General features: G+C 40.4%; 10 protein-coding genes. 6 read left to right on the top strand and 4 right to left on the bottom strand.

Annotated features, from left to right (window positions below; genetic code table 11):
- The first annotated feature begins 5 nt into the window (after positions 1–5).
- The 5 genes from AFM12_RS09690 (at position 6) to AFM12_RS09670 (ending at position 4,541) form a co-directional block, all read left to right on the top strand.
- The gene (locus AFM12_RS09690) at positions 6–1,007 is read left to right on the top strand and encodes a glycosyltransferase (RefSeq protein ID WP_055147261.1); all 1,002 of its coding nucleotides are present in this window, start codon (positions 6–8) and stop codon (positions 1,005–1,007) included.
- Between the two features lies 1 nt (position 1,008).
- Positions 1,009–1,299, top strand: coding sequence for a YciI family protein (locus AFM12_RS09685; protein WP_055147258.1), 291 nt, complete (start codon positions 1,009–1,011; stop codon positions 1,297–1,299).
- Positions 1,300–2,331, top strand: a complete 1,032-nt coding sequence (gene ribD / locus AFM12_RS09680; RefSeq protein WP_055147255.1) for a bifunctional diaminohydroxyphosphoribosylaminopyrimidine deaminase/5-amino-6-(5-phosphoribosylamino)uracil reductase RibD — start codon at positions 1,300–1,302, stop codon at positions 2,329–2,331.
- Positions 2,332–2,438: 107 nt separating this feature from the next.
- A complete protein-coding gene (locus tag AFM12_RS09675) occupies positions 2,439–3,002 on the top strand; it encodes an RNA polymerase sigma factor (protein ID WP_055147252.1) in 564 nt (187 codons plus the stop codon).
- Positions 3,003–3,011: 9 nt separating this feature from the next.
- Positions 3,012–4,541: a hypothetical protein gene (locus AFM12_RS09670; protein WP_055147249.1), complete on the top strand. Its 1,530-nt coding sequence runs from the start codon at positions 3,012–3,014 to the stop codon at positions 4,539–4,541.
- Between the two features lie 107 nt (positions 4,542–4,648).
- On the opposite strand, the gene AFM12_RS09665 is transcribed toward AFM12_RS09670, so the two are convergent.
- The 3 genes from AFM12_RS09665 to gyrB form a co-directional block, all read right to left on the bottom strand.
- A complete protein-coding gene (locus AFM12_RS09665) occupies positions 4,649–6,346 on the bottom strand; it encodes an AMP-binding protein (RefSeq protein WP_055147247.1) in 1,698 nt (565 codons plus the stop codon).
- A 63-nt stretch (positions 6,347–6,409) separates the two neighbouring features.
- Positions 6,410–7,018, bottom strand: coding sequence for a hypothetical protein (locus AFM12_RS09660; protein ID WP_055147244.1), 609 nt, complete (start codon positions 7,016–7,018; stop codon positions 6,410–6,412).
- Positions 7,019–7,144: 126 nt separating this feature from the next.
- Positions 7,145–9,100 carry a DNA topoisomerase (ATP-hydrolyzing) subunit B gene (gene gyrB, locus AFM12_RS09655; protein WP_055147241.1) on the bottom strand — a complete coding sequence of 652 codons (1,956 nt, stop codon included), beginning with the start codon at positions 9,098–9,100 and terminating at the stop codon, positions 7,145–7,147.
- A gap of 162 nt (positions 9,101–9,262) precedes the next feature.
- On the opposite strand from gyrB, the gene AFM12_RS09650 reads away from it, so the two are divergent.
- Positions 9,263–10,438: an acyltransferase family protein gene (locus tag AFM12_RS09650; protein WP_310586863.1), complete on the top strand. Its 1,176-nt coding sequence runs from the start codon at positions 9,263–9,265 to the stop codon at positions 10,436–10,438.
- Positions 10,439–10,441: 3 nt separating this feature from the next.
- On the opposite strand, the gene AFM12_RS09645 is transcribed toward AFM12_RS09650, so the two are convergent.
- Entirely contained in the window at positions 10,442–12,634 is a 2,193-nt protein-coding gene (locus AFM12_RS09645; RefSeq protein WP_165492340.1) for a metallophosphoesterase, read from the bottom strand.
- Positions 12,635–12,956: the final 322 nt, after the last annotated feature.

The following is a 12,956-nucleotide window of genomic DNA, read 5'->3' as shown; positions in this document are numbered from 1 at the left end:
CTTGAATGGAGGGAATTAGCATTTTAATATGCTGTTATAATAGCGAAGACAAAATTGGTCTTACGCTGCAACATCTATCCTTACAGAAATCCGGAAATATTCCGTGGGAAATTATTCTGATCAATAATAACTCGACAGATAATACTGCAAAAGTGGCTCAAAAAGCCTGGAAAGGTCAAACCACTCCTTTTAGAATTATTGATGAACCTCGGGCCGGGCTGAGTTTTGCACGAACTACAGGAGTAGAAGCCGCACAATATGACATCATTTCGTTTGTAGATGACGACAACCTTGTTCCTGAAAACTGGATAGAATACCAATTCAATACGTTTCAAAAACCTCAAATTGATATTTTAGGCTGTACTTCGGTTGGCTATTTTAACTTTACTCCTCCAGATTGGTATAAAAAAGAGATTCATCAGTTAGCATTTGCCACGGGCCCTATTCACACTGATAAACTCAAAAACATTACACAAGATGGCCTTGTTTACGGAGCAGGAATGACCCTTAGGAAAAAGATTTATTCAAACCTTAAAGCACTAAACTGGCAACCGCTGCTTACCGGTAGAATTGGCAATAAGCAAGCCGGCGGAGAAGACTCTGAGCTCACACTGGCGGCCAGGCTTCTTGGTTATTCAGTTTACTACAGCAACGAAATAAAAACGCAACATAATATTTCTGAAAACCGATTGACCTGGGAGCGGCTGAAAAATGTTACCCGGGGCTTTGGCTCGGCTGATGTTTTTTTAACGCCGTATAACTATTATTATCTCGAGAAAAATAACCTTCTGAGTTTTTTTCAATCATTAAGAAAATTCTGGTGGTTCAACTACTTTGGCAAGAAAGGCTCATTGGCTCTGTGGACTATCCGACACCAATTGGGACAAATTGACAAAGAAGATTTTGAGATTTTAAGTATCAGACTACAGTCTTTTTGCGATACCATTCGCACTGAAAAATCAAGGTTCAAAGAATCGTTTCATCACGTTAAAGAATTAATAAAATAATATGCCGCAATACGTCATTACAGCACACGATTTTAAGGATAAAAATGCTTTAAAAAGAAGAACGGAGGCCAGACCCGATCACCTTGAAAAAGCAAAAGAACTTAAAGACAAGGGCAATTTTGTCAAATCTGCAGCCTTACTCGATGAAAATCAAAATATGAATGGCTCCGTGATGCTGATGGACTTTGAGAGCGAAGAAGAACTGCAACAGTGGCTCAAAAGCGAGCCTTATATACTTCAAAAAGTTTGGGATAAAGTCGATATTGCTGAAGCAAAAATCGCGACTTTATAAATGAATGATCTCCTGTACATGCAACGGGCTCTAGAACTGGCAGCTCTGGGAAAGGGTTCTGTGAGTCCAAATCCTATGGTCGGTTGTGTAATTGTCTACAATGATCAAATCATAGGGGAAGGCTGGCATAAAAAATATGGAGGTCCTCATGCAGAAGTCAATGCCATCCAAGACGTTAAAAACAAAGATTTATTGAGCGAATCCACGGCCTACGTCACTCTGGAACCTTGCTCGCACTTTGGCAAAACGCCACCCTGTGCCGATCTTCTGATCAGTCATAGAATCAAAAAAGTGGTCATTTGCAATACAGATCCTTTTCCTCAAGTCAATGGAAAAGGCATTCAGAAACTAAAAGATGCTGGCATTGAAGTTATTACGGGAGTTTTAGAGAAGAAAGGCCTCGAATTGAATAAGCGTTTTTTCACCTCTATTGAACAAAACAGACCTTATGTCATTCTTAAATGGGCAGAATCAGCAGATGGTTTCGTTGCAAATCCAGATGGAAGCCCTTTTCCTATAAGTGGTCAAATTAGCCAAATGCATTCCCATAAATGGCGAACCGAAGAAGACGCTATAATGGTGGGATCAAACACGGTTTTCAAAGATAATCCATCGTTGACGGCCCGTAAGTGGACTGGCAAAAATCCAGTTAGAGTTATCATTGAAGGTCATAGTTCAATACCAGATAACAGCCATATCTTCGACCTTTCGGTCAAAACTTTCGTATTTACTTTTAAGGTCAGGCCTGATAAAGAGAACCTGACTTTTATAAAAATTGAGGATGGAACTAACCTGATAGATTTTGTTCTTACTGAATTACATAAACTCAATATCAGATCGTTAATTGTCGAAGGCGGCCCAAGGCTTCACCAGCTTTTCTTTGAGAATGGAAACTATGATGAAGAGAGGGTCTTTAAAAGTAAAGCTCTGATGTTAAAGCATGGAATTCAGGCAGCTGTTTTACCGAAGCATTTGGTACTCAAAAATCAGTATGATTTGCGGGAAGACATATTGAATATTTTTTCGGCTTAATTCCAACCATTTTAGTAGTTTCGGTATCCTGATTAACGACCCTCCCTTGGAGACTTGGAAGCGTAATCAGTTTCATACCTGATCTCAAATCCGATTCTCCGGTCATAATGCCCATTGAAAAACAAATAATAGAAGCTTGTCTTGAGAACGACAGAGCGGCCCAAAAACAACTCTATGAGATGTTTTCAGGGAAATTATTTGTAGTAGCACTGCGGTATATGCATGACAGGGAGAAGGCCAAAGATGTGCTTCAAGACGCCTTTGTGAAGATATTCAGACATCTGGATTCTTTTCGTTTTGACAGTCCATTGGAGGCATGGTTGAGAAAAATAGTGGTAAATACCGCTTTGAAAGCTCTTAAAAAAGCTGGGAATCTTACACAATCACTGGAAGGTGATTTTATGATTGATGAGGAATTCCATTACGATAATAAAGGTCAGGAGAATCTTTCTTATCAACAGCTTTTAGAGGTGATTGGAGAACTGCCCGACGGCTGTAGAACCATTTTTAACCTGTATGCTATTGAAGGGTACAAACACCACGAAATTGCAAAAATGCTTGGTGTTTCTGAAGGTACTTCGAAGTCCCAGTACTCAAGAGCCAAAAGTTTGCTTCAGGAAAAATTAGCAATAGAGAAAGAGAGGTTAAATCCTCAGAAAGAATATAAGTAGAAGTAGAAAATGAATAAGAACTCTTTAGAAAACCAATGGAAAGCTACTCTGCAAAAGGCAGAAGAGCAACCTCCTATGGAGCTCTGGGAGAAAATCGAGCATAAGCTTGATGCTGATCTTTCTATTGACAAGACTTTTCAGGAAACTTTCAAGAACGCCTCAGAACAGCCCGAAGCTCAGGTTTGGGGTAATATTGCAGCAGCATTGGACAGAGAAGAAAGAAGAAAACCAGTCTTCTTTTTATGGTTTAATCGCTATTCAGCAGCTGGCCTGGCAGCACTTCTATTAATGGTTTTAGGCTTCTCTGTTTTGAATAAATCTGGTCTTTTTGATAAAACACCAACAGCAAAGAATTCCGGAGAAATTGGCTCTTCGCAACTGAGGTCAAAAAATGAATTATCAGGCACTGCTAAAGAAGGTTATGGACCTGAAAGTTTAGACTTTTCATCAAATAATGAGGCTTCTCGATCAGAAAGCCTATCCTCAATAGAAAAGGCTGAAGCTTCGTTTCTTAGCAACACAAAGGAGTTGGAATTAAGAAACAGACCGGAACCTGAGTCGGACTTTAATGAGATGACCAATACTGATTTTGAGGAATCAGGAATATTAAGAGAGGGAACTATTGCCGCCTTGTCGACATTGGCAAGAATCGAATTTTATGAATTTGCCAACAGCTTTACATTGGTACGTCCCAAACTTCCTTACAATACCCCGGATAGATTCGAAAATGATAATAACCAAACCTTCTTACAGCGTTCGTGGTTTGGGCTCATTTCAGGTTTGTCCCCATTCGATCCCAACTTCAAAATCAATAATTTCGAAAGAGCTCTGGCTTCAAATGATGTTCCCAGAAATGCTTTTGAGTTTAATAATCTTGGTGACATTCAGGAGCCAAATCCCATCAAAAGAGAAACATTTGCCATTCCTCTTTCTCAACCTTACAGTACAGTGAGATCAGGCAGTGGGGTAAATCTTGGTTTTGATTACGGAAAACGTATTGGCAAACATTTCTCATGGCAAGGAGGAGTTCGATATATGTCAGGAACATCGCTTGTAGAGAGTAATGTCTATTCTTATAATGAGCACACTGGTAAAGTCAGAACTTTCCTGGAGTCAAATTATATCAGACAAGACATTACCGCTTTTGATAATACCATTATTTCTTCAAGCGGTTTTGTAGATAATGACTATAAATACCTGATGCTGCCGATGCAAATGGCTATTCATGTCCCGGTAAGTCAAAAATTAGAATTAGCATTGAGCTCCGGCGTTTCGGCTGATTTCTTAGTCAACAATGTCCTGGACAATATCCCGGAAGGTGGAAGCAAGCTTACAGCAAAAAATTCTGCATACAAAGCTGTTAACGTCAGTGGAATAGGAAGTCTTAAAATGAATTATATGGTAGGTGAAAACTGGCAGGTCTCTGTCGGATCTAATGTTCAGCAAACATTGACCTCCGGTGTAGAAAAAACACAGGGCTTCACCTTTAGGCCAAGATATATAGGCATTAATACCGGTATCAATTACCGTTTTAATTAAAAGAGATATCAAACAATAAACCTTGATATAAACTGTACAAAAAAGAATACCCCGCGGAAGTTTCTGCGGGGTATTTATTTTGTTTAAGAGTCTTAAAGACTTCAATTCTATTTTGATTTAGCCTCCTCTTCTTCCTTAAGAGCTCTCCTAAGAATCTTCCCAACATTAGTCTTAGGAAGTTCATCTCTGAACTCAATATGCTTAGGACATTTATAAGCTGTAAGGTTCTCTTTGGCATAGGCTCTTAGTTCATCCTCAGTAAGACTTTGATCTTTCTTCACTACAAAAACTTTAACGGCTTCAGTGGAGCGTTCATCAGGCACGCCAATACAGGCTACCTCCAGTACACCAGGATGGTCCACAATGACATCCTCAATTTCATTTGGATACACATTGAAACCTGAAACAAGAATCATGTCTTTCTTGCGATCAACAATTTTAAAGAACCCATCGGGCAGCTGTAAACCAATATCACCGGTTTTGAAATACCTTTTACCAGTCTCGTCCTCAATAAACACCTTTTCGGTTTCCTCCGGGCGGTTATAGTAACCTCTCATTACCTGAGGACCGTTAGCACATATCTCTCCTATTTCACCTGGCTGAGCCCAGGTACCGTCTTCCTTGAGAATTTTCATCATGGTAGACGGAAAAGGAATACCGATGGTACCTATTTGCTGAGTTCCATCCACAGGATTCACAGATAGTACAGGAGATGTTTCAGAAAGACCATAGCCCTCTACAATCGGGCAACCGGTAAGTTTCTCCCAATTGTCAGCCACAAACTTTTGCAAAGCCATTCCTCCGGCAATGGTTATTTTCAGCTTTGAGAAATCTAAAGCCTGAAAATCAGGATTATTGGCCAATGCATTAAACAGTGTATTCAATCCGGGAAAAATTGTAACCGGATATTTTTTCAAATCCTTAATCAAAGAAGCCTGATCTCTCGGATTAGCAATCATGATGTTATGAAAGCCCATTTTAACACCTGAGAGTGCATTCACCGTCAGAGCAAAAATGTGATAAAAAGGCAAAGCTCCAAGTATAGAAAGGTCTGTGGTAACAGAGGTTTTTGGCTTGAACCATTGAGCTATTCCCTCTACGTTTGCTATGATATTTTTATGATTTAACTCTGCACCTTTAGAGACACCAGTGGTACCTCCAGTATATTGGATAAAAGCCAAATCAGTATTTTTAACAGTAGGTCTGGTGTACGTTAACGACGCCCCTTTAAGCAAAGCATCATTAAACTTTACATGACCTTGGAGGCTGTAAGATGGCACCATCTTTTTGACAGTTTTTACCACAAAGTTGACAATCTGTTTCTTTGGGAAACCAAGTCTGTCACCTAGTTGGGTTACAACAACGTGTTTAATGTCAGTATCGGCAATGACCTTATCAAGATTAAATGCAAAATTAGCTACAATGATAATAGCTTTGGCCCCTGAGTCTTTAAACTGGTGTTTCATCTCACGTGGCGTATACAGCGGATTGGTATTAACAACAACCAAACCTGCCCTTATCGCACCAAAAAGTGCAATTGGGTATTGCATACAGTTTGGCATTTGTAAAGCTACTTTATCGCCCTGCTGAAGGCCAAGCCCTTGCAAATACGCTGCAAAATGTTCGCTTTGCTCATTAAGCTCACTAAACGTAATGGTTTTATCCATAAAAGTGTAAGCCTCGGCGTCAGCATGCTCAGCAAAGCCTGTCTCTACCAAATCAATTAAACTAGCGTAAGCCTCAGGATTTATCTCATGATTGACACCCTCCGGATATTTATCTAACCAAGGTTTCTGATCACTCATTTCAATAGGTTTTTTAGTTTGTATTAATATAGGTAAAAATAGGCTTTTTTGCAGAAAAGCCTCCTATTTTAAGAAAAACTGTAGGCCCAAATTGAGTTGACCTGTTATCCCCTTCACAGGCCTCCCGTTAAATTCATGATTGAATGTCGGATATCTGCCTGAATTCTCGAGCAAATATGACAGTTCTAAAGCGGTGTTCCTTTTTTTACCCAGAATTGTTGACACGCCGGCACCAATAGCTACATGAGGAGAGAAGAGGCTGTTTGAAAGTGTAGTCTCTCCGTCATAAGATCCAGCCTGACGCCGGAACATACCACCTACCTCGGCCATTAGAAATGGCATAACCCTCCCTTCGGTGAGATAGTATTTTGAGTAGACAGAGACTTTGGTCTGGGAATTTCTGACAAAGTCAATGTTATTAATTTCTCCGGTTGACCCAAATTGGCCCATAACACTTAAAGATTTGTAACCACTGGTTGAGAATTCTGAACTAACACCAATGACTAAACCATCCGAAACAAATTTCCCGATATTAACACCTGAATGGCCCCGAAACCCATGAACGCCACCCCAATCCAATCCTCCGGTGAGACCAATATTAAGTTGTGATTTCGATTGAGCAAGTCCGATTACAGGCAGTAGTAAAAAAATAAGAAGTGTGATTCTGTTCATGAGTATTGCGTTTAATTTTCTCAAAGTTTGGAATCGATCTTCGTAATTTTTTTTAACAAAGCTTAATAAAACAAAAAGCCCTCGTCATGGTTGACAAGGGCTCCTTTAAGAAGAAAATAATAGTACTTAAACGTCTACTTTGGCGTATTTGGCATTTCTTTCAATAAAGTCACGGCGAGGAGCTACCTCATCGCCCATGAGCATTGAGAATAGGTGATCAGCCTCGGCAGCTGACTCGATCGTTACCTGCTTTAGTGTTCTTCCATCAGGATCCATAGTGGTTTCCCAAAGCTGTTCAGGGTTCATTTCACCCAAACCTTTATAACGTTGTACGTTAACAGAGTCAAGTTTACCATTACCTGCCAATCGTTGAACTGCTGCCTCACGTTGCTCTTCTGTCCAGCAATACTCAGATTTTGTTCCTTTCTTAACCAAATAGAACGGAGGCTGTGCAATATATAAATAGCCTAACTCTACCAATTCTCTCATAAATCGATAGAAGAAGGTAAGAATTAGAGTACGAATGTGGCTACCATCAATATCGGCATCAGTCATGATGATGATTTTGTGATAACGAAGTTTTTCAAGATCCAGAGCCTTTTCATCTCCATCTTTACCCATTCTTACACCCAGGGCGGTGATGATATTTTTTATTTCATCATTCTCATAGATCCTGTAGGTCTGAGCTTTTTCGACGTTCAAAATTTTACCTCTCAATGGAAGAATCGCCTGAAACGCTCTGTCTCTCCCCTGCTTTGCAGATCCACCAGCTGAGTCACCCTCAACAAGATAAATTTCACATTCTGCGGGATCCGAGTTGGCACAGTCGGCCAATTTACCCGGCAAACCAGTACCTGTAAGCACATTTTTACGCTGAACCATTTCACGGGCCTTGCGTGCCGCAATACGGGCCTTGGCTGCAAGGACCACTTTATCGACAATCGTTTTCGCCTCTTTCGGATTCTCTTCAAGGAAATTCTCAAGCATTTCCTGAACACAGCCACTTACAGCAGCGGTAACCTCTGAGTTACCCAGCTTAGTTTTGGTCTGACCCTCAAACTGAGGCTCAGCTACCTTCACCGAGATTACAGCAGTTAATCCTTCACGGAAGTCATCTCCTGAAATTTCAATTTTCTCTTTCGCCAGCATTCCCGACTTATCAGCATAAGACTTCAAGGTACGTGTCAAAGCCATTCTGAAACCCGAAACGTGCGTACCGCCTTCGTGGGTATTGATATTGTTTACAAATGACGACACGTTCTCAGCATAAGAGTCATTGTAAATCATTGAAACCTCAACAGGTACGCCATCTTTCTCACCTTCCATGTACATAGGTGCCGGGATGAGACGCTCACGAGCCTGATCGATATATTCAACAAACTCAACCAAACCGCCTTCTGACAAAAATTCATCCGTAATAGGATTACCATCATCGTCTTTGTTTCTCAGGTCAGTCAATATCAATTTGATTCCCTTATTCAGGAATGAAAGCTCTCTCAAACGATTTGCTACTGTTTCATACTTATATTCTGAAACAATAAAAATACTGGTATCAGGTTTGAAATGAATTATAGTTCCACGGTAATCCGTAGTACCAATTTCGCGTACCGGATAAAGTGGCTTTCCTATTGAATACTCCTGCTCGAAAATTTTCCCTTCACGGTGAACCTCGGCACGGAGCATGGTAGAAAGGGCATTCACACAAGAAACACCCACACCGTGTAACCCACCGGAAACTTTGTACGTGTCTTTATCAAATTTACCGCCGGCATGGAGAACGGTCATTACCACCTCCAGAGCAGACTTTTTCTCTTTATCGTGCATGGCAGTAGGGATACCACGGCCATTGTCTTTTACGGTGATTGAGTTATCTTCATTGATAGTAACATTGATAGTATCGCAGTGGCCAGCAAGTGCCTCATCAATGGAGTTATCGACTACCTCCCAAATCAGGTGATGAAGGCCTTTAACACCGACATCTCCGATATACATTGCGGGTCTTTTTCTTACCGCTTCTAAACCTTCAAGAACCTGAATATTATTAGCTCCGTAGTCTTTATTCTGTTGTGATCCGTCAGACATAAACGAAAAGGGGTTACTGTAGTATAAACTTGGTTTTGTTCAACAAAAAGCCCATCGAGTGGGCTTTATTTTAATGTGTAAAGATAGTCATTTTTTGGTGAACGGGCTCAAAATAAAACCGGCGAAAATTGACTAATTTTCCACAAAAACTAACCCTTAGAAATGATGAACTCAAAAACGCAGAGAATACAATCAATTGACGTTTACAGAGGTCTGGTGATGTTCCTGATGATGGCAGAAGTATGGCACCTATCAGGAGTAGCAGAGAAGTTGCCTCAAAATGGTTTCTGGGCCTCTCTGAGCTTTCATCAAAGTCATGTTCCATGGATTGGCTGTTCGCTCCATGATCTCATTCAACCCTCTTTCTCGTTTCTGGTAGGTGTGGCTCTTCCATTCTCAATGCTCAGCAGATCGTCAAAAGGGCAAAGCCGTAAAGAAATGTGGTATCATACCATCAGAAGGTCTTTAATTTTGATTTTACTTGGTGTTTTTTTGAGATCCATGCATCGGGAAATGACCTACTGGACTTTTGAAGATACACTTAGCCAGATTGGCCTCGGCTATCCTTTTCTTTTTTGGTTAGGCTTTAAAAATCGAAAGTGGCATTGGGCCGCCCTGGCCACCATTCTTGTTTTTTACTGGCTTGCTTTTGTTCTCTACCCTTTACCGTCAACTAACTTCGATTACACTGCAGTTGGTGTACCTGAGAACTGGCCACATCTGATGGAGGGCTTCTCAGCCCATTGGAATAAAAACAGCAATCTGGCATGGGCTTTTGACCGTTGGCTTCTCAATCTTTTTCCCAGAGAATCAGTGTTTGAGTATAATGGTGGCGGGTATGCAACTCTAAGTTTTGTACCAACACTGGGCACTATGATTTTAGGGCTAATCGCCGGAACCATGCTAAAACTTAAGGAAACCGAACTGCTAAAAAAATGGGGACTCTATGCTATTGTACTTGTTGTAATGGCATTAATCCTTCATTTGACCGGATTAAACCCTATTGTAAAACGAATCTGGACACCTGCATGGACACTATTCAGCGGAGCCTTTTGCTTTGGCTTCATGATACTATTTCATTGGTTATGCGATCTAAAAAGAATTGAGAAGCCTTTCTATTGGCTAAAAATAATTGGCATGAACAGTATTGCCGCTTACGTGCTCGCTCATGTTGGTAATGAATTCATTGACCAGACTTTTAAAATTCATCTTGGAGAAAACTATGCACACCTTCTGGGACCAACTTATAGTTCTCTAGTTTCCGGAAGTGTAATTTTATTCGTCTACTGGCTTTTACTTAGATGGATGTACCACAAGAAGATTTTTATCAAAATCTGAGCATTATTGCACCACGATCTTTTTAACGAACTTTTTTTCTTGAGATTGGAGACTGAGAATATAGACTCCGGAAGGAAGGTTTTCAATAGGTACTTTTTGACTTTGCCCTTGATTTATATTTCTATATTTAATTATTCCTTTGTTATCTGTCAATGTGATAAAAATGGGCCCCAAGGTTTCAGTATTCTCTATGAAAACAAACTCACTTCCGGGGTTAGGGTAAATGTTAAAGATAGCTGCGTCCATTTTACTTAATGGAGGTAAAACTGAGACTCCATTAACATCAAAACTTCCCTCTCCGCAAGAATTGGTTACTTGAGTAATCTCAAAATAATCTGGAAAAGGAGGATGAAAAATCAAGGTATTCAGGTTTTCAGTCAAGGTAAACGGCTGCTCATTTATAAATATCGTTGCAGGCAAAGACCCTGTTATTTCAATATCCAATTTCAATTCATCTGAATAAGGCATCAAGCCGGAGCTCTTAAAAGCGGCGTAGGCGTTTTCCTCAAGCCTAAATGTAGGAGTATTTACAAGGCTAATATATTCTAAATCAGATTTAAAACTTACGTAATACTCTTCGTTCAAAGCAAGATTTTCAGGCAGCATAAAATGGTGCTGATTAAAATCTCTATGAAATCTGAATTCTTCAATTACTTTTCCCGAACTACTCAATAGCTGTAAAAAATAACCACTGGTATCCTCCGGAAGATGAGCAAACTCATACCTAACAGTAAGAATCTGCCCTCTGCAAAAAGTCTGGTCTTCATTAAAATAAAGCTTAACCTCTGGCTGAGGAGCTACTTTTATCTCAAATCTGTCCATCAGATAGCCAAGAGAATCTGACACCACCAAAATAGTATCTTTTATAGGCTGCAAAGTTACCTCTCTGCCTCTTGAGCCATCAGACCAGCGATAGCTACCAGGCCATGAGGCAGCCAAGGTAACATTCTCAGAGTAACTAACATTTCTGGTTATAACCTTATTAACATTCTTAAATAGGGTAAAACGGTCTTTTATTTCTGTTCCGGCCGTAATCCAGGATCCATCCAGACGATTGTCATTGACCTTGATCATCAGAGACCCACCTTCAGTGTGATTAGTATAAGCATTACAAGGCAACGGAATATTAAGACCATTCCAGTCAATTCTACCCGCTGAGCCTGCCACGGCATAAATCGTACCTTCCGTTTTGTTAATATATGGTGCGTTTTCCGCCGTATAATTCCCATTCGTTTTTTGCACCTGATGGATATCCGGATTAAAAGTTAGCCCGGAACCCGTATGGTCTTTCATTAAAAAACTACGTTCATAAACATGACTATGGCCGTTTAAAACCAGGTCAACCTGATACTGATCAAAAACAGGAACCAGATTTCGCCGAATATCCAACAACTCCTGCTCGGCATCGGATACATGTGAGAGACTACTGTATGGCGGGTGGTGAAAGTAGACAATGACCCATGGCAATGTATTGGCCTTCAAATCTGCAATAAGCCATTGATACTGACGGCTACGGGAGTCAGATAGCCGATACATGCCGTCGTCCAGCCCAAAAGAATCAAGACTGATAAGATGCACATTTCCATAATTGTACGAGTAATAAGCCTCAGTTTTACTTGAAATTCCCCCTATTTCACCTTGAGTGGGTAATGAAAAAATATCAAAATAGGGAATCTTACGATCAGCCTGACCTGAGCCGGTGGCATAATATTCATGATTCCCCGGCGAAGGCATCACCGGAATGTTATTCATCAGTTTGGGTCCATAAGCATTGAAAACCTGACGGTCATATTGCTCTTCAGTGCCGCAGCAATAGGCATGATCACCGAGCCAAAGCCACAAGTCCGTTTTGCCCGGATTTACCGTCTTAAAAGCCTCACTTACCGCCTTCTGATTTTCAACGTAAACTGATTTGCCATGATCTCCAAAATCACCCATGGCCCAAAAGGTGATTTCCTGGGTAGTTTGACTATCGGGAGCCGTATAGAAGAATTGAGAAGAACTACCTGAAATAAGTTGATCACCTGTAAAAATGTGGTAAATGTATTTTGTATTTGGCAAAAGATTTTGAAGTCTTACTTCATGATAAACTCCAGCTTCTTGTTCCTCAATTTCTAAGCTCTGGCTTTTGTTATTGGCGTTATAATAAACAACTTTTGACTTCACCTGAACATCGGTTTTCCAGGATAAAGTCATTTCATTCATCCCGGGTTTTTGAAGAAAAACAGGACGCGTTATCTTTTGGCCAGAAGCCAAATAAAATTGAAATAATAATCCCAACAAGGGCAGGAATAACAATCGACTCAAAATCCGATACTATTTTTTATCCCGCTATTTAACCAATTCTTTTGGAATCTTCACACCTCAAATTGAGGCAGTTGGGTTGGACACGGATTTCGAATTTTGGCCATAATACGGCACAGGCATCTATATCAAAACCCGAACAGAACAGTATATCAAAAAAGGAGGTCTTCAGTGCCTGAAAACCTCCTTTAAAATTCATTATTCTATTGAATAT

The sequence above is a fragment of the Jiulongibacter sediminis genome, assembly GCF_001306455.1.
Taxonomy (GTDB): domain Bacteria; phylum Bacteroidota; class Bacteroidia; order Cytophagales; family Spirosomataceae; genus Jiulongibacter; species Jiulongibacter sediminis.
Note: the sequence above shows the minus strand (reverse complement) of the source record. Positions and strands in the feature narration are given on the sequence as shown.

Coding starts and splice junctions, on each gene's coding strand:
- AFM12_RS09670 (WP_055147249.1), top strand. CDS start 3,012: ATGAATAAGAACTCTTTAGAAAACCAATGGAAAGCTACTCTGCAAAAG.
- AFM12_RS09650 (WP_310586863.1), top strand. CDS start 9,263: ATGATGAACTCAAAAACGCAGAGAATACAATCAATTGACGTTTACAGA.
- AFM12_RS09690 (WP_055147261.1), top strand. CDS start 6: ATGGAGGGAATTAGCATTTTAATATGCTGTTATAATAGCGAAGACAAA.
- AFM12_RS09675 (WP_055147252.1), top strand. CDS start 2,439: ATGCCCATTGAAAAACAAATAATAGAAGCTTGTCTTGAGAACGACAGA.
- AFM12_RS09645 (WP_165492340.1), bottom strand. CDS start 12,634: ATGACTTTATCCTGGAAAACCGATGTTCAGGTGAAGTCAAAAGTTGTT.
- gyrB (WP_055147241.1), bottom strand. CDS start 9,100: ATGTCTGACGGATCACAACAGAATAAAGACTACGGAGCTAATAATATT.
- AFM12_RS09660 (WP_055147244.1), bottom strand. CDS start 7,018: ATGAACAGAATCACACTTCTTATTTTTTTACTACTGCCTGTAATCGGA.
- ribD (WP_055147255.1), top strand. CDS start 1,300: ATGAATGATCTCCTGTACATGCAACGGGCTCTAGAACTGGCAGCTCTG.
- AFM12_RS09665 (WP_055147247.1), bottom strand. CDS start 6,346: ATGAGTGATCAGAAACCTTGGTTAGATAAATATCCGGAGGGTGTCAAT.
- AFM12_RS09685 (WP_055147258.1), top strand. CDS start 1,009: ATGCCGCAATACGTCATTACAGCACACGATTTTAAGGATAAAAATGCT.